The 22118-nt window shown below is 45.4% G+C and carries 24 protein-coding genes and 1 pseudogene; 19 read left to right on the top strand and 6 right to left on the bottom strand.

Annotated elements, in window-relative coordinates; genetic code table 11:
• Together QVP35_RS11835 and QVP35_RS16510 are read left to right on the top strand one after the other, a co-directional pair.
• Nucleotides 1–932: pseudogene (locus QVP35_RS11835) on the top strand (hypothetical protein); the annotation flags it as partial.
• 61 nt (nucleotides 933–993) lie between these two features.
• Entirely contained in the window at nucleotides 994–2064 is a 1071-nt protein-coding gene (locus tag QVP35_RS16510; RefSeq protein ID WP_006568738.1) for an InlB B-repeat-containing protein, read from the top strand.
• Between the two features lie 186 nt (nucleotides 2065–2250).
• On the opposite strand, the gene QVP35_RS11825 is transcribed toward QVP35_RS16510, so the two are convergent.
• Genes QVP35_RS11825 through QVP35_RS11815 form a run of 3 tightly spaced genes read right to left on the bottom strand, consistent with a single transcriptional unit; the run spans nucleotide 2251 to nucleotide 4451 of the window.
• The gene (locus QVP35_RS11825) at nucleotides 2251–2910 is read right to left on the bottom strand and encodes a CoA transferase subunit B (protein ID WP_006568737.1); all 660 of its coding nucleotides are present in this window, start codon (nucleotides 2908–2910) and stop codon (nucleotides 2251–2253) included.
• Nucleotides 2910–3629, bottom strand: a complete 720-nt coding sequence (locus tag QVP35_RS11820) for a 3-oxoacid CoA-transferase subunit A (RefSeq protein WP_009289219.1) — start codon at nucleotides 3627–3629, stop codon at nucleotides 2910–2912. Before QVP35_RS11820 ends, QVP35_RS11825 begins: the two co-directional genes overlap by 1 nt.
• A 27-nt stretch (nucleotides 3630–3656) precedes the next feature.
• Complete coding sequence (locus QVP35_RS11815; protein ID WP_006568735.1) at nucleotides 3657–4451, bottom strand: enoyl-CoA hydratase/isomerase family protein; 795 nt, start codon at nucleotides 4449–4451, stop codon at nucleotides 3657–3659.
• Nucleotides 4452–4693: 242 nt separating this feature from the next.
• On the opposite strand from QVP35_RS11815, the gene QVP35_RS11810 reads away from it, so the two are divergent.
• The 10 genes from QVP35_RS11810 (at nucleotide 4694) to QVP35_RS11765 (ending at nucleotide 12274) form a co-directional block, all read left to right on the top strand.
• On the top strand, nucleotides 4694–5464 hold the full coding sequence (locus tag QVP35_RS11810; RefSeq protein ID WP_006568734.1) for a Uma2 family endonuclease: 771 nt from the start codon (nucleotides 4694–4696) through the stop codon (nucleotides 5462–5464).
• A gap of 251 nt (nucleotides 5465–5715) precedes the next feature.
• A complete protein-coding gene (locus tag QVP35_RS11805) occupies nucleotides 5716–6111 on the top strand; it encodes a PTS sugar transporter subunit IIA (RefSeq protein ID WP_006568732.1) in 396 nt (131 codons plus the stop codon).
• A gap of 22 nt (nucleotides 6112–6133) precedes the next feature.
• Nucleotides 6134–6607 (top strand): PTS sugar transporter subunit IIB, encoded by a 474-nt coding sequence (locus QVP35_RS11800; RefSeq protein ID WP_006568731.1) that lies wholly within the window; start codon nucleotides 6134–6136, stop codon nucleotides 6605–6607.
• Nucleotides 6604–6990 carry a PTS sugar transporter subunit IIA gene (locus QVP35_RS11795; RefSeq protein ID WP_006568730.1) on the top strand — a complete coding sequence of 129 codons (387 nt, stop codon included), beginning with the start codon at nucleotides 6604–6606 and terminating at the stop codon, nucleotides 6988–6990. Before QVP35_RS11800 ends, QVP35_RS11795 begins: the two co-directional genes overlap by 4 nt.
• A gap of 19 nt (nucleotides 6991–7009) precedes the next feature.
• Entirely contained in the window at nucleotides 7010–8176 is a 1167-nt protein-coding gene (locus tag QVP35_RS11790; RefSeq protein ID WP_006568729.1) for an iron-containing alcohol dehydrogenase, read from the top strand.
• A gap of 12 nt (nucleotides 8177–8188) precedes the next feature.
• A complete protein-coding gene (locus QVP35_RS11785) occupies nucleotides 8189–8683 on the top strand; it encodes a PTS sugar transporter subunit IIB (RefSeq protein ID WP_006568728.1) in 495 nt (164 codons plus the stop codon).
• 11 nt (nucleotides 8684–8694) lie between these two features.
• Nucleotides 8695–9486: a PTS mannose/fructose/sorbose/N-acetylgalactosamine transporter subunit IIC gene (locus tag QVP35_RS11780; protein ID WP_006568727.1), complete on the top strand. Its 792-nt coding sequence runs from the start codon at nucleotides 8695–8697 to the stop codon at nucleotides 9484–9486.
• A 13-nt stretch (nucleotides 9487–9499) separates the two neighbouring features.
• Entirely contained in the window at nucleotides 9500–10309 is an 810-nt protein-coding gene (locus QVP35_RS11775) for a PTS system mannose/fructose/sorbose family transporter subunit IID (protein ID WP_022261182.1), read from the top strand.
• A gap of 18 nt (nucleotides 10310–10327) precedes the next feature.
• Nucleotides 10328–11206 (top strand): class II fructose-bisphosphate aldolase, encoded by an 879-nt coding sequence (locus QVP35_RS11770; protein ID WP_006568725.1) that lies wholly within the window; start codon nucleotides 10328–10330, stop codon nucleotides 11204–11206.
• Between the two features lie 12 nt (nucleotides 11207–11218).
• Entirely contained in the window at nucleotides 11219–12274 is a 1056-nt protein-coding gene (locus tag QVP35_RS11765; RefSeq protein ID WP_006568724.1) for a zinc-dependent alcohol dehydrogenase, read from the top strand.
• A gap of 66 nt (nucleotides 12275–12340) precedes the next feature.
• Here QVP35_RS11765 and QVP35_RS11760 read toward each other — a convergent pair whose 3' ends face one another.
• From QVP35_RS11760 to QVP35_RS11750, 3 genes are all read right to left on the bottom strand, one after another.
• Nucleotides 12341–13309 carry a sugar-binding transcriptional regulator gene (locus QVP35_RS11760; protein ID WP_006568723.1) on the bottom strand — a complete coding sequence of 323 codons (969 nt, stop codon included), beginning with the start codon at nucleotides 13307–13309 and terminating at the stop codon, nucleotides 12341–12343.
• A gap of 17 nt (nucleotides 13310–13326) precedes the next feature.
• The gene (locus QVP35_RS11755; protein ID WP_006568722.1) at nucleotides 13327–14121 is read right to left on the bottom strand and encodes an HAD-IIB family hydrolase; all 795 of its coding nucleotides are present in this window, start codon (nucleotides 14119–14121) and stop codon (nucleotides 13327–13329) included.
• Nucleotides 14122–14210: 89 nt separating this feature from the next.
• Nucleotides 14211–14792 carry a PTS glucitol/sorbitol transporter subunit IIA gene (locus tag QVP35_RS11750; protein ID WP_147342243.1) on the bottom strand — a complete coding sequence of 194 codons (582 nt, stop codon included), beginning with the start codon at nucleotides 14790–14792 and terminating at the stop codon, nucleotides 14211–14213.
• Between QVP35_RS11750 and QVP35_RS16645 the strand changes: the two genes are divergently transcribed.
• The 7 genes from QVP35_RS16645 to QVP35_RS11720 all read left to right on the top strand — a co-directional run bounded on the left by QVP35_RS16645 (nucleotide 14769) and on the right by QVP35_RS11720 (nucleotide 21947).
• Nucleotides 14769–14840 carry a putative holin-like toxin gene (locus QVP35_RS16645; protein WP_429757425.1) on the top strand — a complete coding sequence of 24 codons (72 nt, stop codon included), beginning with the start codon at nucleotides 14769–14771 and terminating at the stop codon, nucleotides 14838–14840. The two genes, QVP35_RS11750 and QVP35_RS16645, sit on opposite strands and share 24 nt — an antisense overlap.
• A gap of 429 nt (nucleotides 14841–15269) precedes the next feature.
• Entirely contained in the window at nucleotides 15270–15404 is a 135-nt protein-coding gene (locus QVP35_RS11745; RefSeq protein WP_022261181.1) for a hypothetical protein, read from the top strand.
• Nucleotides 15355–18150 carry an InlB B-repeat-containing protein gene (locus QVP35_RS11740; RefSeq protein WP_022261180.1) on the top strand — a complete coding sequence of 932 codons (2796 nt, stop codon included), beginning with the start codon at nucleotides 15355–15357 and terminating at the stop codon, nucleotides 18148–18150. Before QVP35_RS11745 ends, QVP35_RS11740 begins: the two co-directional genes overlap by 50 nt.
• Nucleotides 18151–18299: 149 nt before the next feature.
• Nucleotides 18300–18443: a hypothetical protein gene (locus QVP35_RS11735; protein WP_227032275.1), complete on the top strand. Its 144-nt coding sequence runs from the start codon at nucleotides 18300–18302 to the stop codon at nucleotides 18441–18443.
• Nucleotides 18444–18598: 155 nt separating this feature from the next.
• Entirely contained in the window at nucleotides 18599–21184 is a 2586-nt protein-coding gene (locus QVP35_RS11730) for an InlB B-repeat-containing protein (RefSeq protein ID WP_006568717.1), read from the top strand.
• Nucleotides 21185–21485: 301 nt separating this feature from the next.
• Nucleotides 21486–21734, top strand: a complete 249-nt coding sequence (locus QVP35_RS11725; RefSeq protein ID WP_006568716.1) for a type II toxin-antitoxin system HicA family toxin — start codon at nucleotides 21486–21488, stop codon at nucleotides 21732–21734.
• Between the two features lie 3 nt (nucleotides 21735–21737).
• Nucleotides 21738–21947, top strand: coding sequence for a type II toxin-antitoxin system HicB family antitoxin (locus tag QVP35_RS11720; RefSeq protein ID WP_006568715.1), 210 nt, complete (start codon nucleotides 21738–21740; stop codon nucleotides 21945–21947).
• Nucleotides 21948–22118 lie beyond the last annotated feature (171 nt).

Raw genomic sequence — 22118 nt, 5'->3', positions numbered from 1 at the left:
GGGGTACAAGCAGTGAGACATCTTTAAACCCTCTGGGCTACCGGATTATCGGAAAAACCACTTCATATTATATAAAAGTCGAAGCAGGAGTCACGACAGATATTACATTGGACAATGTCAGTGTCACCAGCAACAGCGGAAGCAAAAACTGCATGGACGTTTCACATGCCAATGTGACAATTACATTGGTGGGGAACAACATGCTTTCTTGTGGTGTACAGAACTATGGAGCCTTAGTGAAAGAAGGCATGGATAAAACTGAGCTTATCATTCAGTGTGAACATGCAGGAGAGAAGGGGCATCAGTGCGATAAAGACACCTGTGGTTCTTTGGAGGCAAAAGGAACCAAAATGCATACAACGGCCATCGGAAATATCATTGCAAACAGAACAGTAAAGGAAGAATCCGGATTTTCCAATCTGACCATCAAAGGCGGTATTGTTAATGCACAGGCAGGAGAACATAACTGTGCCATCGGCGCAGCCTGCGGAAGTTATGCCAATGGGGGAACCGATACAAAACAATATGCAGAAAATATTCGCATAGAGGGAGGTATCATCACTGCGAAAGGGGGAACCCTCTGCGCAGGCATCGGAGGAGGAAAGGTAACTCCGGTAGACGGAATCTATATTACGGGAGGAACAGTTTATGCGTCCGGAGGGAAATATTCTCCCGGTATCGGGTCCGGTGGTGCTGAGACGACGGAGTCAGAATGGGAGAAAACACCGGAGGGCTTCAATGTTTCCAACATCGTTATCAGCGGAGGCAGCACGCTGGTCAAAGCTGTCGGTGACAAGAATACATCTATGCCGGGAATCGGATGCGGTAAATACGGTACGAAGACACCAGGTACTGCGACAAACATATGCGCAGTCCCGGACTCTGGCTATCAGGGCTACATCCAGGACGGGACTTCTGAGAACAGAGTATGATTTTACAGAGGAATCCCCATTTCAGGAGCAGCAGGATATTAAGGTAGATAAATATTTTACGATGGTTTACTTTGGTCCATTCCGGGATGAAAATAAAATTGATCTGGACAGCAGAGAACAGCTGGGTGCGAACCATGTGATCAGCAAAACCGGCGGTGAAGGGTTTACTGACGAACAAATCAAAGAACTGACGAAAGCAAACGGGAAAGACAAGGACGGCATTCCATTTGATCTGGAAGATTTTACACTGCCCGACAGGGATCAGATCAATGTCATCAATGAGGCCAAGAAAAACGGAGAGATTGGTGACTATCCTCTGACAATCGCAACAGAACAGGGCACTCAGGTAGTCATTACAGTCTCTTTGAGAGGAAATGGAACGGATGTGACGGCTCCGGACAGCGGAACTGCATCCGGCATGGTAGGGGCTAATAATGTGGAAAAAGAGACCGGAGGAGAAGGTTTCGGAGTAGAAGAAATAAAAGAGCTGTGCGGTGTAAAGGGCAAAGACAAGGATGGGAATAATTTAAAGCTGGAAGATTTTAAGATAGACGAAGAACAGCTGAAAGCCATCAACCAGGCAAAAACATCAAAGAATACAGGGAAATTTCTATTGACCTATGAGACACCGGAAGGGGAAAAAGTGACAGTGGAAATCTTGCTTACTGGAACAGTGGAAGTATCCTTTGACACAGATGGAGGCAGCGAACCGCCCCAAATGCAGACCGCGGACAGCGGAAAGAAGGTACAAAAACCTGAAGATCCGGTAAAAGCGGGTTATGTATTAGAAGGCTGGTATTATACAGACAAGGATGGAAACGAAACAGAATGGAACTTTGGAGATCCGGTGTATGAAAATATGACGCTGAAAGCAAAATGGAAAGAAGAGCCTAAGAGAACAGAATCAACATCGGAGGAATCTGGGACAACTGCGGAGAATGGGTTTGAGACAGAAGAAAACGAAGACAGGACAGTAAAGAAACAGGCACCTAAATGGGAGTATCAAAAAAGAGTAAGAAAGAAGACAGAGCCTATGGCAAAGACCGGAGATTCGGCAGATATACAATTCTTGATTCTGATTCTTGGAATTTCATTGGTGGGCATTCAGGTAATAAAGAGAAGCAGGGAATAGAATTATAAATAACAGGCAGCAAATTTTTAGAATTTTGCTGCCTGTTTCCAAAATAAAAATTTATTACTGCCGTTTATGCCGCGCATTTGTTTGATAGGTGCTTATCCAGCAGATATTACGTCCATTTTCTGCATGATTGGAGTGAGGCATTATAAGTGCCGAACGGAAATTATGTAGAAATTGCCATTATTCCATAACTCCCACTTCATCAGGCACGATCACATCAGCCTCTGTGCAGGCGAGAATGTCTTCCACCGTATAGCCGGGAGCTAATTCTCTGAGGACCAGCCCCTCGTCCGTCACCTCAAAATAACACCGTTCGGTTACGATGTCAGTGACACATTTAGCTCCGGTCAGAGGAAGAGTGCACTTTTTTAGGATCTTAGAAGCGCCGCTCTTTTCACAGTGATCAGTAGCAACAATAATCTTTTTTACACCGGCGCAGAGATCCATTGCGCCGCCCATGCCCGGGGCAAGTTTGCCGGGAATGGTCCAGTTGGCTATATTTCCTTCCTGATCTACCTGCAGCGTTCCGAGTACGGTTGCGTCAACATGGCCGCCGCGGATGAAAGCAAAAGAAGTCGTGTGGTCACAAATACTGCCTCCTTTGATGATGGAAGCAGGCTGGCCTCCCGCATCAATAATATCCGGATCTGCATCCTCCCACTTTGGTGTGGAACCGCAGCCGACAATGCCGATCTCGGCCTCCAGCCAAAGTTCTACACCCTCCGGCAGATAGTTGACACACATCATGGGAACCCCGATTCCTAAATTAACAAAATCTCCGTCTTTAAAAAATCTCGCACAACGGGATGCGATCAGTGCACGTCCAGTAAGTCCTGCCATTACTTTCCACCTCCTTCTGCTTTTGCTCTCGCACGCTGCCACATCGGACAGAAAGGTTTCTTTTCGCCGGTTCTTACGTAAACCATATCGATGATTGGAGCAGGCACATCAATATCATCAGGACCTAATTCTCCTACTTCAACCAATTCTTCAACCTCGACAATGACGATATCTGCTGCAAAAGCCATGTAGCTGTTAGTGGCTCTTCCGGTGTATCGGAAAGCGATATTTCCGATCGTATCGGCTTTCCATGCCTTGATCAGAGCAACATCTGCGTGGAGCGGAAGCTCCAGGAGATATTCTTTCCCATCAATGGTCAGTTTCTGTTTTCCTTTCTCGATATCTGTTCCCACGCCTGTGGGAGTAAGGCAGCCGCCCAGACCTGCTCCGCCGCAGCGGATGCGTTCTGCAAAAGTACCCTGTGGAACAAATTCTACATTTAACTCACCCGCAAACATTTGATCACGGGCTTCCGGATTCAGACCGATGTGGGTTGTAATCAGATCCTTTACCAGCTTTTCGTGGATCAGCCTTCCGAGTCCCTGGTCAGGCATACCGCCGGATACAGCGATAGCGGAAATGTCTTTTACCCCTTTTTCCAGCATTCCGGTAATCAGCTCTTCTGCAGAGTGCTCTCCATGCCAGTCGCCAAACATGATCGTCTGGCCGTCATGGAATTTTGCGATTGCTTCTTCTTTAGACACTACTTTTGAGATCAATATCGTTACCTCCTTTCAGTGTGCTGCCTATTTTCCCTGGAACTCAGGTTTCCGTTTTTCCATGAATGCAGAACAGCCTTCTTTGAAGTCTTCTGTATTGGAACACTCATGCTGCGTTGGGATTTCCACATCATCCAGATAGCGTTCGTAATCAGAGAATGCCGCAGCATAGATCTGTTTCTTGATATTTTTATAGGATACCTGTGGTCCGGATGCTAATCTTTTGGCAAATTTGTAAACTTCCGCATCCAGATCTTCTTTTGCAGTGACTTTATAAACAAAACCAAGGTCTTTGGCCTCCTGGGCATCTACAGGACGTCCGGTGGCACACAGTTCCATCGTCTTTTTTTCGCCGATCTCTTTTGCAAGAAGATAAGCACCGCCGGTATCCGGAACGAGCCCGATGTTTACAAATGCCATAATAAACTTTGCGTTGTCTGCCGCAATGATGAAATCGCCGGAAAGAGCAAGACTGAAACCTGCACCTGCCGCAGCGCCGCTGACTGCTACAATGACCATCTTACTCATGGATTTCAGGCCATTTGTAACCTTTCCAACTTTGCCGATGAGTCCGTCCATATTGATGTCGCCGCCGCTTTTGATCAGGTCATAAAAATAGCCGATATCACCGCCGGCCGAAAATGCTTTCGGTGCGCCCTTTAATACCACAACCCTGGCATCCGGATCTGACTCAGCCTTTTCTACGGCATAAATCAGTTCATCTGCCATCTGTTCGTCGATGGCATTTAAGTTTTTCGGATAGTCCATTGTTATAGTCGCAATTCCGTCTGCCACATCATAATGCAGTTTCTGAAGTTCCATCGCAGTCCCTCCTTTTTGGGGTATAAAATTGTATGGATACGATCGACAAAATCCTCCTTTCCAATGTCTTTATAGTCCGTTCTTAATATGAGTTGATAACTATATTTTACTCCTAATGACAGATAAAAACAAGAATAATCAGACTTTTTAATGGCATAAATATGGAGAAAAAGCGGTTGTTTTACGGATATAAAGCGGTTATAATTTAAGTGTGGTGTATGCGGCATTGAAGGAGGGGTTCTATGACGATGGAAGAAATGAAACAAAGGAAAATAGAATTAGGGTATTCTTACGAGCAGATTTCAGTATTGTCGGGAGTACCTGTAGGCACAGTGCAGAAAATCTTCGGGGGAGTCACAAAATCTCCCAGATATGAGACACTGAGAGCGCTGGAAAAAGTCCTTAACAGGGAATCCGAAGCAGAACTGGGAGAATCGGCAGATTATATTTCGGGCAGTACTGCGGAAAACTGCACCATTTCAGATTATGATGCTATTTCTGCGGACAGAAGGATCGAACTGATTGACGGGATTATCTACGACATGGGAGCTCCGACCTATGTCCACCAGATGATCGCCGGACAGCTGTACCGCAGAATATATGATTTTATTGACAGGCAGGGAGGAGACTGTATCCCCCTCCAGGCACCCCTTGACGTACAGCTGGATTGTGATGACAAGACAGTCGTACAGCCGGACATTATGATCGTATGCAGCCGCGATAAGTTCAGAGAGGGCAGAATTTTAGGAGCACCGGACTTCGTCGCCGAGATATTGTCGGAGTCAACAAAAAAGAAGGATCTGACGATCAAGTTAGGAAAATACACAGAGGCCGGAGTGAGAGAGTATTGGATCATAGATCCGGATAAAAAAAGGATACTGGTTTACGATTTAAAACAGGACGCAGACCTGAGCATCTATGGATTTGATGAAACAGTTCCGATGGGGATCTTTCAGGGACTCTGTGAGATAGATTTTACAAAAATCCATGAGGCCATCAAGATATTTAAATAAGAAAAGAAGACAGGCAGAACAAAGGGCCGGAACATGCAGCAGTGTTCCGGTCCTTTGTCGTATAATTAGAGAATTTATTTTTATTAAAAAGACCACAAATAAAAATAAAGAACACCCTCCCTGGCAGATATTACGTCCATTTTCATCAGTTCGAATGCAAGCCGCAGAACTGGTGAAAATGTCATAACACACTAAGTTGGCATGGTTTTTGCTCTATATATAAATGACAAACACGAAACGGAGGTGAACTTATGATTGGAGTACTATTGGTAACCCATGGAAACTTCAGCGAGGCGATTATCAAGAGCATGGAGCTTGTCTTTGGCAGGCAGGAAAAGCTTGAAGCGCTCACGCTGAATCATGGGGATGATGTGGAGGAATTGACGCGACAGGTGAAAGAAAGAGCAAAAGAGCTGGACGACGGCGAAGGAGTCCTTGTATTGGTGGACTTGCTCGGAGGCAGTCCGTGTAACGTGACGGCGTCCTGTTTGAAGCAGGAAGGCCTTGAGTGTGTCACAGGATTAAATCTTCCTATGCTTATCTCAGTCCTGGAAGAACGGGAAGACGGCACCCTCCGCAGCATGCCAAAAGTAGCTATGGAAGCTGGTAAGACAGGTATTGTCAATGTGAAACAGCTCATCGGATGATAGAAAGGAAGCTGTGATCGATATGAAATATTTTCGGGTGGATGAGAGGCTGATCCATGGGCAGGTTCTGCTGAAATGGCTAAAGAAGACAGGATGTGAGAGGCTTTTTATCGTGGACAACCAGGTGGCAGCAGATCCTGTGATCCAAAGTGTGCTGAAGATGTCGGTGCCGGGGAATGTGAAAGCGGAATTTTTGACGGTAATTGAAGGACGGACGAAGATCAGAGAGGATACAGAAGACATTTTTATACTGATCAAAGAACTGGAGACAGTGTGCAGACTGGCCGATGCGGGAATTTTGACAGAATCCGTCAACATTGGCCGGCTCCCTTATATGAGGGGGAAGAAAAAAATTTGTGACAATGTTTTTATCGGAGAAAAGGAGGGGGAAGAGATGATGCGGCTGCTGGACCAGGGAACGAAAATATTTGTTCAGATGGTCCCGGACAGTGAACCTGTCAGTCTGACAAGAGAGATGATTCGAGGTGAAGTATGACAAAACTATTGCTTTTGACCCACGGGTGCTGGGGTGAAGAATTGATAAAGTCGGCGGAACTGGTCGTGGGAGAGATCCGCGATGCAGAGGCATTTGCCCTGGAACCGGAGGATGCGCTGGCTGACTACATGGAAAAGATCAGGGTGGTGATTGAAAAGAGCAAAGGGCAGGATATCCTGCTGATCTCGGACTTAAATGGGGGAACAACTTCTAACGTGGCGGCTGTTTTCAGCAAGACCTATGAAAATGTACATGCCCTCTGCGGTCTGGGAATGGAAATGCTCATAGCGGCCGAAGAACTCAGGGAAGAACTGAGCGGGAAGAAACTTGCAAAAGAGGTGCTTTCCTGGGGCAGGGAAAAGAACAGAGACTTAGAGGAATAAGGAGGAAGAAAAGAATATCATGCAGAACTTCAGATTTATCTGTCCGACGGATTTTATCTTCGGAAAAGACACAGAGAACAGCGTGGGGGAAGAAATTAAAAAGTACGGCAAAAGGATCCTGCTTCACTATGGAGGAGGACATATCAAAAAAAATGGCCTGTATGACAGGATCATCCGTTCTTTGAAGGCAAATGAGATTGAATACGTGGAACTGGGCGGCGTGAAAGCCAATCCGGATGTGGAAATGGTGAGAGAGGGCATCAGGCTTTGCAGGGAAGAGAAACTGGACTTTATCCTGGCGGCAGGCGGAGGGAGCGTTATTGATTCCGCAAAGGCCATTGCCATGGGAGTTTCTTATCCGGGGGACGTGTGGGATTTCTTTGTGGGAAAAGCACAGATTGAAGAGGCACTGCCTGTCGGAGTGATCCTCACGATCCCAGCGACAGGAAGCGAGGCCAGCAATACAACGGTTGTCACGAACTCTGAGGGAGGACATTCCAAGAGGGCCGCATCCGGAGACAACATTAAACCGGTGTTTGCCATCATGAATCCGGAACTTACCTATTCTCTGCCGGCTTACCAGACAGCGGCAGGAGGGGTGGATATTTTCTCACACGTGGCAGAGCGGTACTTTACACTGGAGCCGGACTGCGGTTTCACAGACAGGCTTTGCGAGGCCACGATGAAGACAGTGATCGGCTGTCTCCCGGAAGTGCTTAGCCACCCTCAGGAATATGCGGGCCGGGCAGAAATCATGTGGACCGGGACCATTGCCCACAACGGGATTTTGGGAGTGGGAAGAAGCGAGGACTGGGGCAGCCATATGCTTGGACACGAAATTACGGCTTTCTATGGTCTGACACACGGAGCTACCTTATCCATCATCATCCCGAACTGGATGGAGTATGTGTACAAGACAGATGTGACCCGTTTTGTGAAATATGCGGTGAATGTCTGGAACGTGGAAAACAACATGGATCATCCTGAAAAGACGGCTCTGGAAGGCATCAGAAGGACACGGGATTTTTTCCGGTCTGTGGGTATGCCGGTAACATTGGAAGAAGCAGGAATCGACGGTGACAGAATCGAAGAAATGGCAGAGAACTGCACGAAATACGGTCCGGTGGGAGGCTTTGTAACACTTAGGAAAGAGGACTGCATGGCAATCTATGAAAAATCAAAATAGGAGGGATAGCATATGGCGAAGATATCATTGGTAAGGATTGACAGCAGACTGATCCACGGACAAGTAATCACCAAATGGCGCAAGATACATAAGGTGACAAAAATTATTATCGTAGACAATGAACTGGCAAAAGATGATTTTATGATCCACATCTATGAGGCGTCCGCGCCTAAAGATGTAAAAGTAAAAATCTATGACATCCCGAAAGCCGTAAGGCTCTGGGAAAAGAACCAGTATAAAGATGGAGAAGTGATGCTTCTGTTTAAGGACATTAAAACATGTCTGGAACTGTACAAACAGGGTGTGCCGATGGAATATGTCCAGCTGGGCGGACTGCCCAAGGCATCGGATAAAAAGGTGATCCTGAGAGCGGTTTCGCTGGGAGAAGAAGATATCTCTCTGCTCCGGGAATTTGATCAGAGCGGGGTGGAAGTTGCGGTCCATATCGTGCCGGAGGAAGTGAAAATGCCGTTTGCCGAGATTGAGAAAAAATACAGAGAAAGTTAGGAGGGAAAGATATGAATTTTGTAATTGCCGTTTTTGTGGGTATATGGTTTTGGTTTGCGGGAGGAGCACCGGGCTATACCTTTCATTATGTGCTGAAACAGCCTTTGGTTATGGCACTTCCTATCGGCCTGCTGATGGGAGATGTGCCTCAGGCCATGATGATCGGTGCCGCCATTGAACTTGTATATGTAGGAATCATCTCCCCGGGAGCAAATGTTCCGGCGGATGAATGTCTGGCGGGTGTGATCGCTATACCCATCGCCATGAAAATCGGCGCTGATCCGGCTACTGCGGTAGTATTGGCCGTGCCGTTTGGGGTTCTGGGAGTTTTCCTGGACCAGTTAAGAAGAACCGTCAATGCACGGTGGGCCCATGTCGCCGATAAATATGCCCTGGCAGGGGATGAAAAAGGACTGTTCCGGTGTGCTGTTATTTATCCGATGGCAGTGGGATTCCTGATGAGATTCCCGCCAGTGTTCATCGCCAACTATTTCGGAGCGGACGTTGTGGAGAAATTCCTGAATGCCATGCCTCAGTGGATCATCCACGGTATCTCAGTAACAGGAGGCGTGCTGCCTGCCCTTGGTTTTGCGATCATTTTGTTCGTCATCGGGCAGAGATCCCTGCTTCCGTTCTACTTCATGGGATACTTTGCAGTTCAGTATTTAAAGATCAACACGATGGCAGCCGCGGTTTTTGGAATCTGTATTGCGCTGGTTATTTTATTTATGAAGAACGACGGACAGGAAGAGATCATGCAGCGGGTGAAGAAACTTCAGATCTGTGACGACGATGACGAATAGGGAGGAGGTACCTATGGAAAACAAAGAAATCACCAAAAAGGATATAAGGAAAGCGTATCTGCGCTGGTACAATACTGTGGAAGTGTCCAATTCCTATGAACGTATGCAGACCGTGGCGTTCTGCTATTCAATCTCAGGAATCTTAAAGAAACTCTATGACAAAAAAGAAGATTATGTGAAAGCTCTTCAGCGGCACCTGAACTTCTTTAATACCCAGGGTATCTGGGGTTCTCCGCTGCTGGGAATCTCCATTGCTATGGAGGAGCAGAAGGCAAAGGGCAGCGAAGTGGCAGACGAGGCCATCACAGGTATCAAGACAGGGCTGATGGGGCCTTTGGCCGGCATCGGCGATACCATTGACTGGGGAACATGGAAGCCGCTGATCTTTTCCCTGGCAGCAGGCTTCAGTGCAAAAGGAGGAATTGCAGGATTTTTCATATGTTTCATGTTTGCAGTCATCCCGTTTATGGAAGGATTTTACCTGACCAACCTTGGATATAAACTCGGAAGAAACGCGGTATCCATGCTGCTGGAGTCCGGATGGATCAAACAGCTGATCACAGGTTCCAGTATTCTCGGACTGTTTATGATGGGAGCGTTGTCAGCCAGTACAGTAAAATTGGAAATTCCGATCAAGTTTGCCATGGGAGGTTCCACGACCACGGTACAGGCCATTTTAGACAGTATTCTGCCGGGACTGCTTCCGCTGCTTTTAATCGTAGGGATCTACATATTCTTTAGGAAAAAAGGACAGAAATTCGGAAGAGTGGTATTTGCTCTTCTTGGATTGTGTCTGCTTGGTTCAGCAATCGGATTATTTTAAATTAGGAGGAGATAAAACATGATCATTTCAATGGCGGATATTTTAAAGAAAGCAAAACAGGAACATTACGGCGTGGCTGCGCCCAATGTATTTAACGATAAGACAATAGAAGCTGCATTTCAGACTTCCGCAGAATTCAAAGCGCCGGTTATTCTAGACGGCGCCGGATGCCATGGGATTGAGGAACTGGCTTATATCAGCAGATTTTATGAGAGAAGATACCCGGAGGCGTGCGTGGCGCTGAATCTGGACCACGGCGGGGCGTATGAGGAGATCATGCTCGCCATCCGAAGCGGATTTAGTTCCGTTATGGTAGACCGCTCCGAACTTCCTTACGATGAGAATGTACGGGAAGTAAAAGAAATCGTCAAGGCAGCCCATGCGGTGGGTGTCTCTGTGGAAGCGGAACTTGGGCATGTGGGACAGGGATTTGAATATGAATCAACCAGAGACTCCGGGCTTACAGACAAAAAAGAAGCATTAAGTTTTATTGAAGAGACAGGAGTTGACTGCCTGGCTGTGGCTGTGGGGACTTCTCATGGAGTATATAAAGGGACTCCGCATCTGGAATTTGAGCTCTTGAAAGAGCTGAGTGAGAGCATTGAGATTCCATTAGTGCTTCACGGCGGTTCCGGCACCGGAGATGAGAATTTGAAAAAAGCAGTAGAGACAGGAATCCAGAAAGTCAATCTGTTTACAGATTTGAGTGCGGAGGGAGTCGTTTCCCTGAAATCTTATCTCGGAGTGAACTTTGACCACATACCGAAGGATGCTGAAAAGGGAGAGTTTGGAAATTTGAATGCTAACCTGTACGATGCCATCGTGGAAGGGACAAAGGGCTGGAAGACGGCGCTGAAACATTATGTAGAATTATTCGGAGGAACGGACCGGCTGTAAAGGAGGATATCAATGAGTATAGAACAGATGAAGTTTGCGTATTTAAAAGAAAAAGGATGCGCCCTGACAGGAGTGAGGAAGATCCCGGATATGGGTCCTGATGATGTGCTCGTAAAACAGCTGGTCTGCAACATTTGTACCACAGACTACGGGCAATGGCTGGGACTCAGGGAACATCAGGGCTATCCAATGGCCGGGGGCCATGAAGGCTCCGGTATCGTCGAGGCGGTTGGAAGCGGTGTGAAGGATTTAAAACCGGGAGATCATGTGGCTGTCGCATATAACTCATGCGGGAAATGCGAGGCCTGCCGGAGGGGCCATGAGGGCCAGTGTACCAGCGCGGATTACAAAAACCTGACGGAAGACGGATACAGGGGAAATTTCGGATTTGCAGATTACAATGTGAGGAGCGCCAGAAATCTTGTGAAAATGAACCCGGAACTTCCTCCCTCAGAAGCAGCTTTTCTGGAACCACTGGCAACCGTGTGCAAAGGAATCTCCAAACTGCGGCTGGAACCTCAGGAGACGGTAGTTGTCATCGGAGCGGGGACTATGGGGCTCGTCAATGCGCAGGCTGCCAAGGCCAAAAATTGCAGGGTCATTGTGACGGAACTGATGGAAAAGAAGCTTCAGGCAGCCAGAGATATGGGATTTGAAGTCATCGATGTGAGCAAAGAAGACCCGGTGGAAAAGGTAAAAGAACTGACGGATCAAAAGGGAGCGGACGCTGTGATCGTGGCCGTGGGAAACACAAAGGCAAACACCCAGGCAGCAGAGCTTGTGAAGGAGCTGGACGGACGGATTCTCATGTTTGCCGCAGGCTATCCCGCTCCGGAGATCGAACTGGATTCCAATGTGATCCATTACCGCAGAATGGAATTGATCGGCACCTTTGGAGCGGACATGAAAGACTTTTTCAAGGCGGCCGAACTTTTAAATACCGGAGCTGTGGATGTATCCAAGCTAGTGGAACCGGAGAAGTTTCTTCTGGATGATATACAGAAGGCATATGAACATGCATCTGTTCCGGGAATGTACAGAGTCAGTGTTTTATTGAATGAAGAATAGATTGTAGCAGATAAAAATATAGGTGTTCTTTTGATTAAGAATGCCTGTATTTTTATGTTATAAAACTTAATCAACAAGCAATGCCTTTGCACAATCCACATCCATAATCAGGATATTTGCAAAATTTCCCCTGATACAGCTTTTTACCGCAGCGGCGTTTCCCGCCCCGCCTGTGATCAGCAGCTTATGTTCTACATTTTTATAGGCTTCTGCCGAGATTCCTGCAATCTTGCGGTTATATTCATCAAAAGGCTCTGTATTTCCATTTTGGTCAAGGAATCGAAGGATAAGATTGCAGACGGCACCGTTTTTCTTGAATCTGTCCAGCTGATCATCGGAGACATATCCCAGCTTTTTCACAGTCTCATACATGGAACTGGCAATATTCATACCGGAAATGACAATATCTAATTTTTCAAAGTAATCAAAGATAAAGCGTACCGCTTCCTCTTTTAAAAATTCGTTCATCAGATTTTCATTAGAGAAGACTGCGGGAGAAAAGAAAGACACATAGTTTCCGCCATATTTTTCGGCCAAAGCTTCCGCCACCTGATTGGACTGTACCTCTTCCATCCCGGTAGTATGCTGGCTGATGCCTCCGACCAGAGGAACAAAGGTGCAGTTTCTATGAAACGCTTCATGGCTCGTTTTTGCCAGATTCCTAATACTGGATCCCACAGATACTCCGACATAATCGCCGTCTTTTAACAGACGGTTCAGATAGTCAGCTGCCCGTTCGTTCAGTTTTGAGATACGCTCTGTCTTGGAATCCAGAGGGCTGCTTTCTGCTACGACAACATCTTTTAAGTGATATTTCTTTTTTAATTCTTCTTCCAGATCCTCATACATATATTGTGCCAGATGGCGTACTTTTATTTCCACTATTTCAAGTTCGCGTCCGGTTTGAAGCATTCTTGAGACAGAGGATTTTGAAATTCCCAGGTGTTTTGCAATCTGACTTTGTCCCATATGTTCTTCGTAGTAAAGACTGCAGCACTGGTAGATTAATCTTTCATCGTCTATGATTTTTCTCATGATTGAACCCCGCAAAGCTAAATAAGACCGAGTTTTTTGCAGCCGTTATAGATTCCATTTTCCGCAACAGTATCCGTTGTAAATGCCGCATAAGGATCCAATCCTTTGTAGTGACGTCCCATGACAATTCCCGTTCCCACAGTTTTTATCATGGAGACATCGTTATCACCGTCTCCGAATGCGTAAGTTGATTGAATTGGAATTCCTAAAGCATCCATCATGGTACGGATGCCGGAACCTTTATCGACCCCGACCGGTGTGGCATCTGTAAAATGATACCGGATATGTTTTGCCAATTCAAACCGGGAGGAAAGGTGTGCTTTCAGGAAATCATAGTCTTCATCATGATCATAAAAAAAGGTCAGTTTATTAATCCGGCATTTCTCTTTGGTATCCCACGGCAGCACCCAATGGTCTTTGACATCAAACACATATTTAAAAAACTGATAGCTTTCCTGCTCCATGCCGTCGCAATAGGATTGTGTTTCTCCATCCATCAGAAGCACGATATTTCTCGGTGCACAAATCTGCCTCAGATTCTCGATTTCAGATTCTGTGATCTCTATGCTCTGAATGACCTCTCCGTCAATCTCTACATAGGCACCCACTCCGGTTACATAACCATTGAAGTATTCTTTTACATCTTCGGAAAATTGCTTTGTTCTGCCTGTACAGATACAGACAGCGTATCCGTTTTCTCTCAGCTTTGTTAAAGCTTCTTTTGTGGAATCGGGCATCTGAAAAATACCGTCCACTTCATCAATCAATGTTCCGTCGTAATCAAAAAATACAATTCCTTTATAATCTTTCACTATCTTTCCTTTCTCCGCAGGTTATCATAGAATTTTTTTAGAAATCAGAATCTGAGGCGTTGGGTATTTCTGCAAACAAATGAGTTTGATTATTTGACGCTGATTTTTGCTCCGTTTTTAATACATGTCTCGGGATATCCAATACCTGAAAGCATGATAGAATCCGGTGTTGCCGGTGTGTGTTTTTCTGAAAAATTCATCGTGCAGGTACCGCGTGTCTGTAATTTTTCGTTTACATTTGCACCGAGACCTACGATACGGAATGAACTGCTGCCAATTTCTATCCTGTCACCCTTTTTTAGATCTTCTGACGGACGGCCTTCATATGACACAGAATAATCTGCTAAATCAGTGGGTCTATCGTTCGGTCTGAAATCAACCTGATTTGAAGCCCTTAATAATCCCATTACTTCTGAACCTGTTTCTGTTATGACTGCATTCCACTTCATAATTTCATACCTCTTTTCTATATACTTTGATGTTATAGTTTCAGGTAATCCATCTTCCGGAAGTTTTTGAATTACTTTATAATTGTATTTTATTATCTCACAATCTTTAGAACAAGTGATTTTGTTGAAATTATGCTTAAGTGGGATTTGGGGAACTGGAGAATAGAAATTAATTTCTATTGAAGAAAGAGAAGGGAGATGATGGAAATGGATACATACCAAGTTTTAAGCCTTTTATTTTTAGGCGGTACGTTCCTGATCGCATGCTGACCTACATTGATAGGAATAAAAAGCGAAAAATCAAAGTTGGCCTGCCCGCTTTGCGCGCCACATACAATTTGCCGAAGGCAAATTGTATCCTTATGCATCTGTGTGCATTTCGCAAAGTGTTTTTTATTTATAGAGAGGATTTTTAATTTTCTCTATAAATAAAAAATACCTACCCTGTCGGCAAACGGGATTGGCGCGTCCTTTTATAGGACGTAAAAAACCCTAAAGGCTTCCACTTTGTGGGCGGCGGCTCTTTTCTTATAATTTATTATATATGATATTTTTTACGCAAAAAGGAATGTAATTGTTTGATGGAAAGGAGACTATCTAACTTTTTATCATGTCCGGATTTCTTATAAAGTCAAAGAAAAATGAAATGTCCAAAAGAAAGTACACTTGAGGACGTAAAAAGAAAGGACGGAGAGAACAATGAAAAAGCAATGGATAAGATGTCTGGCCGCAGTTTCTCTGATCGTGACCATAGGGACCGGAGCAGGAACTGTTCTGAAAGCCCATGGAGAGGAAATGGCTGGAAAATCCGGGGGGGGGTATTTCCAGAATTGAGGAGCTGACCCCGGAAGAGCAAGTGGGAAGCGAGGCCGGTACAGCCACAGAGCAAAGCAGTACAGAAGAGGAAAAACCGAAGGAAATCCAAGCTTCCGGTAAAACTGCCGCGGCTAAAAAGAAAACCAAAGGGAATCTTAAAAAGCAGCTGGCAGATAACGGACAGACCTTCCTTGATGTGAGCAAGGGAGATGTCCGTATTACATTAAGTGGAGCGACGGGAGGCGGACTTCAGCAAAGTGAATCAAGCTTGAATCCGAAGGGATACTGGATCACCGGGACTACGACCTCCAATAACATTGAAGTATCAGAAGGGGTAAAAACAGATATTACTCTGGAGGATGTAAGTATTACCATAGGTAAGGCAGATACAACAACAACGAAAAGAGACTGTATCAATGTATCTCATGCAGACATAACGTTGACCTTGATCGGGGATAACAAGCTAATATGCAATACGGGTTCATCTGTAACCGGGTTCTTTGTAAATACCGGAAATGCTCTGACAAAGGATGGGATGGACGGTAGTCTGACACTCCAGTGTGAACACGCAAATGAAAAAGGACATAAATGTGACAAGTCATGCGGTTCTCTGCTTGCTAAAGGGAATCCTGAATTATGGCATGTGGGAGCAATCGGAAGTACACTGCGGAATATGCAGAAAGCAAAAGAGAGCGGATTTGCCAATTTCACAATTCGGGGAGGCAATATTGAAGCCTTGGCAGGTATCCATTCTCCAGGCATCGGTTCTGCATGTCTTTCCGAGAATTCGAGCGGAGTCTATATTTCAGGCGGAAGAGTAGAAGTTTACGGAGGAGGACATGCTCCTGGAATTGGAGCGTCAAATGATGGAAGAAGCAGAGAAACAAAAAATATTGAGATCAGCGGAGGGGATACAGTCGTCATTGCGGTGGGTGACAAAGAAACCGGGATGCCGGGCATCGGAGCCGCAAGCGGAAATGATTATGTCTCCAATGTGACAGCAGCTCCGGACTTTGGATATCAGGGTTATATCCAGGATGGTATTTCCGAGACAGAATATACATTTGCGGACGGAACTCCATTTAAAGAAAAGACGGATATCCGGGTAGGACAATTTTACACGATGGTCTATTTCGGACCGTTCCGTGATACCAATGAAATAGAAAAGAATACGAAGGATCAGATTGGAGCTAACCACGTGATCAGTAAAACCGGGGGAAAAGGTTTTACGAAAGAACAGTTAAAAGGATTGACGAAGGTAACAGGGAAAAATGAAAATGGAATCGATTTTAATACATCAGATTTAACCTTTACCAGAGAAGATCAGATCCAGGCGATCAATGCGGCAAAGACTTCAGGAAAAACCGGAGAGTTTCCTCTGACCTTTGCAACACCAAATGGGACAGAGACGACGGTCACGATATATCTGAAAGCGGACGGGACTGATTCCGCTTTGATGGACCCGGAACAGCCTGAGCCAACGATCGGGGCAGACGATTTTTGTCAGGATACCGGCGGAGAAGCACTCAGTGAGGAGGATGTCAGGAAGCTTGCATCGGTGCAGGGAAAGAACTCTGATGGAACGACCTATCCGTTGGACGAGTTTACAGCAGATGCCGGTCAATTAGAATTGATCAATCATGCCAAGACAGCAGGAGAAAGCGGAAGTTTTGAACTGACCTTTACTTCTCCGGATGGAAAAAAAGCCACTGTGGAAGTAGTATTGAAAACTTATGATGAGATCACAGTTAATGAGACGACCGGAGAGCAGATCAAAGGACTGGATATCATTGGAAAGACCGGGGGAAAAGCCTTTACAAAAGAACAGCTGATAAAGCTTTCGGATGCCACGGCCCTAAATGGAGACGGTTCTGCCATTGCAGGAACAGAATTAGTAATTCCGGATGAGAAACAGGTCAAAGCAATCAATGGAGCCAAGACTAATGGGAAAACCGGAGATTTTCCGCTGACCATAGAGACGCCGGGCGGGACAGGAATTACGATCCGGGTGTATCTGAGAGACAGCGGAACGGATGAGACAAAAAATGGAGAGCAGCGAGGAAGTCTCGGCGCTAATGATACTGCACAGCTTACCGGAGGAATTGGCTTCAGTGAGGAGGAAATTACAAAACTTTGCAAAGCCAAAGGGAAAAATAAATACGGTAATAATGCAGCAGTGATCGTGGATAAAGGACAGCTGGGAACAATTAATGAGATCAAGAAAGCAGGAAAGACCGGAGACTTTCCACTTACCTTTTCTCTGGAGGACGGTACGAAAGCGGAGGTAACCGTTACTTTGACGGGAAATCACACAGTAATATTTGATTCAAACGGAGGAGATTATCACCCGGACGACCAGATTGTTGCAGGCGGCAGTCCTGCGGCAGAACCGAGAGAGCCGAAAAAAGAAGGGTATGTGTTTGAAGGCTGGTATTATACGGATGAAGACGGCGGGCAGAAGAGATGGGATTTTGCAGATCCGGTGAACAGCAGTATGACCCTGAAGGCCAGATGGAAAAAGATTCCCGAAGCTGCTTCAGGGGAGGAAAAGGATTCCACAGCAAGTCAAGACAGGACAGGATCAGAGAATCATGATAAGGACAAGTGGAAGTACGGCGAAGTTAAGGGAAATAAAGAGACAGACAAAAACAGAGGTGCGGATACAGCAAAGACAGGAGAGGACGGGAAACTGATTTGGCTCCTTGGTTGTACAGCAGGCAGTTGTATCTTTGGGTGGAAAAAGAAAAAAGCAGGTTTATCATAAATATAGTGGAAAAGGGGCAGAGCAGTTTTTAGTTCTGCCTTTTTAAATCTTTGTCTAACCATCTGTGAGATATGATTTTCTTATAAAGGTTAAACAAATAAAATATGCCTGGAAAGCGCGCAAAGGGCATGAGAAAGGACGGAGAGAGAATGAAGAAACCATGGATGAAACGATTGGCGGCTGTTTCTTTGACTTTAGCTTTAGAAACAGGGGCAGGAACACTGCTCAGAGCATATGAAGAGGAAATATCTAGAAAAACCGGGGGGGGGGTATTTGTGAAATACAGGAAATAGCCCCGGAAAGTGAAACACAAGATACAGGAGGGGAAACTTCTGGAACCACAGAGACCCCAGAACAGACACAGCCGGGAAGTACGGAGAATACGGAAGAACAGCCAGCAGTAAAGGAAGAGACAGACAGCACGGAGACAGAGAAAGAAACTGTTTCGGTGAAAAATCCAGTCAAAAAAGCGGTACAGAAAAAGAAGCTTGCTCAGAACGGACAGACCCTTCTCGATGTAGGACAGGGAGATATCCGGATCACGGAACACGGAGCCGAGGGCGGAGGACTGCCGGAAAATGAGACAGCCCTGAACCCGAAGGGATACTGGATTACGGGAACAACGACTCAATATAATGTAATAGTGGAAAAGGATGTCACTGTTGATCTTACTTTAGACAATGTTGACATCTCTTGTGATACCAAAAAAATGGACTGCATCAACGTTTCCCATGCGAATGTCACGATAACACTTAGAGGGAAAAATCAGCTTTTGTGTAATTCCGGCGGAAACGGAAATGGTTTAGAGGGCTGCGCGCTGGCAAAAGACGGCATGGACGGCAGTCTGACGATACAGTGTGAATCGGCGGACAAAAAGGGGCATAAGTGCAACTTGTCCTGTGGATCGTTAACGGCCAAAGGGGACCCTGGAATAACGCATGCAGGATCTATTGGGAGTACAGTAAGAAATACTTATGGTTCGGGTACAACAAAAGAGGAGATGGGATTCTCTAACTTTACCATAGAGGGAGGGAATATAGAGGCTTCCGGCGGAGATCACTGTCCAGGCATCGGCTGTGCCTGTGTCAGTGAATATTACAGCAGCGGCTATGGATATACAAAGAATATCAGAATATCCGGAGGAAATGTTACTGCCACAGGAACTGCTTATGGTTCAGGCATTGGTTCTGGCTATGGAAGCAAGGTTGAGGGAGTTTATATTACCGGGGGAACTGTTATGGCCAGGGGAGGTTATCGGGCTCCGGGAATCGGGGCATCAGATTGTGGCACTTACACCCAATCCACAGAGACTGTGGATCTTGAGATCAGCGGTGGAGATACGGTGGTAACAGCAGTCGGTGACCAGTCTACGGATATGCCCGGAATCGGAGCTGCATTGGGACTGGACTACGTAAAGAATGCAAATGTTATTCCAAAAGAAAGGTATCAGGGTTATATTCAGGATGGAGAGTCAGAAGATAATTACTTATTTTCAAATGATACTCCATTTTCAGAAAAATCAGAGATTAAAGTTAAAAAGTTTTTCACAATGGTATATTTTGGTCCTTACCGGGATTCCAATGGAATCGACCAGGATACAAAAGAGCAGCTGGGAGCCAATCATGTGATCAGCAAAACGGGAGGCGATGAATTTACCCAGGGACAGATAAAAGCTTTAACTAAGGTGACCGGAAAGCAGGCAGACGGATCTACAATCCCTGACAGTAAGATCCTCTTTGATGATCCCAGCCAGCTGGAAGCGGTCAATCAGGCAAAAAAGGAAGGAAAGACCGGAGAATACCCGCTGACATTTTCCACAGAAAACGGCACGAAAGTGACGGTTACCATTTGTCTCCGGAGCGAGGGGACAGATTCAGCAGAATTGGATGTGCAGAATCCGTCTTCTGTGATCGGTGCAAACAGTTTCCAGTCAGAATCCGGAGGACCGGCTTTTACAGAGCAGGAGGTCAAAGAACTCGGTAAGCTGAAAGGGAAAGATAAGGACGGAAACAATATACCTTTTGATGACATAAAACTTTCCAAGGAGCAGCTGGATCAGATCAATGATGCCAAGACAGCCAATAAAAACGGGTCATTTACACTTACCTTTGAAACTCCGGATGGCAAAAAGGCAGAAATCACAGTCACTTTGACCGGAGGGCGTGACGTGACAAACGTGACAGAGAGCGGGGACAAGATCATGGCGAATCATGTGATCAGCAGCACAGGGGGAAAAGGTTTTACAGAAGCCCAGATAAAGGTTCTCACTGGCCTGGCAGGAAGCAAAGATGACGGCACGCCGTACACGATAGATGAACTGAGTTTTTCTGATGCTAAACAGTTGGAAAAGATCAATAAAGCTAAGACATCAGGCAAGACCGGAGACTACCCATTGTCTTTTCAGACACCCCAGGGGACAGAGATTACCGTTACGGTATATCTGAGAAAAGAGGGCAGTGATAATGCCGAATACCGTCCGGAAGCTCCTTCGGCATCCATCGGAGCAAATGACACGGTCCAGCCGACCGGAGGCAAAGCTTTTACCGAGGATGAGATCATAAACCTGTGCGGTGCAAAGGGAAAGGATAAAGATGGGGTCGATGCGCAGATCACTGTCAATAAAAAACAGCTGGATGTGATCAATGGAGCGAAAGCAGCAGGAAAAACAGGCAGTTTTGAGCTTACATTTTCTATGCCGGATGGTACAGAAGTAACGGTTAAGGTTACGCTGACAGGGGAACATAAGGTATCTTTTGATTCAAAGGGAGGAAGTTATACTCCGGATGTCCAGAAGGTAGAAGGAGGTAAACAGGCAGTCAAGCCGAAAGAGCCGCAGAAAAAAGGATATACTTTTGAGGGCTGGTTTTATACAGATGAAAATGGAATTGAGACTGTATGGGATTTCAGCACACCGGTACATCAGGATATGACATTGAAGGCCAGGTGGAAAAAAGCAGCGGAACAATTAAATGTACAGGAGATGGGGGAAACATCAGGAGACAAAAAAACGAAAAACAAAAAGGATGAAAGCTGAAATTATAAAGAGCTCACTAAGAACGGCACAGAAACGGCATCATCGGCAAAGACCGGGGATGAGAACAGAGTGCCGTGGCTGTCCGGATGTATAGCCGGTGCAGCTGGTATTTTATTCTGGAAGAGCAGCCGGAGACGGAAGAGAAAGTAAAATTATAGAAGGGGATAACTTATGGTATTATCTGTAAGTTATTCCTCTTTTGTATATACAAGAATAGTAAAAATATGGTAAAAATAGATGTGCGGATATATAGGTCAGCAGATATATTATTTTTGTAATATCAAATAAAGGAGGTATTACAATGCCATCAGTAGAAAAAATAATTAGTGATATAATATGTGCTGAAAAAAACAGCAATATTAAGTTTAGAGATTTGCAAAGGGTGCTTGACGTTATGGGTTTTAGATGTAGAATAAAAGGAGACCACTTTATATATTATAAAGACGGAATTAATGAAATTATTAATATACAGCCAAAAGGAAATAAGGCAAAACCTTACCAAGTAAAGCAAATTAGAAACTTGATTCTGAAATATAAGTTGGAGGTATAGCTAATGTTTAAATATGAAATTATTATATACTGGAGTAAAGATGATGATTGTTATATAGCCGAAGTGCCGGAACTTCCCGGATGTATGGCTGATGGAAAAACACAGGAGGATGCACTGTACAATGCCCAGATCGTGATCAAAGAATGGATTGAAACGGCAAAAGAAATGGGCAGGGAAATTCCGGAGCCTCAGGGGAAACTGATGTATGCTTAGCAGAATCATGACTGCTTATTATATTTGTGTTTAACTCTTGCAAAATATTTCTATAAGGGGCTGTAAAATAAGCCCTTAATTAAGAATCGCCAGTTCCGGCAGATGTCGGAACTGGCGATTCTTCGCTTTCATATTCACTATTTAACGAAATTCTTGATTATAAAAATGTCT

It is taken from the genome of Anaerostipes sp. CAG:276 (genome assembly GCF_000432215.1).
GTDB classification, from domain to species: Bacteria; Bacillota; Clostridia; order Lachnospirales; family Lachnospiraceae; genus Anaerostipes; species Anaerostipes caccae.
This window is presented reverse-complemented; position numbering and strand designations above follow the sequence as displayed.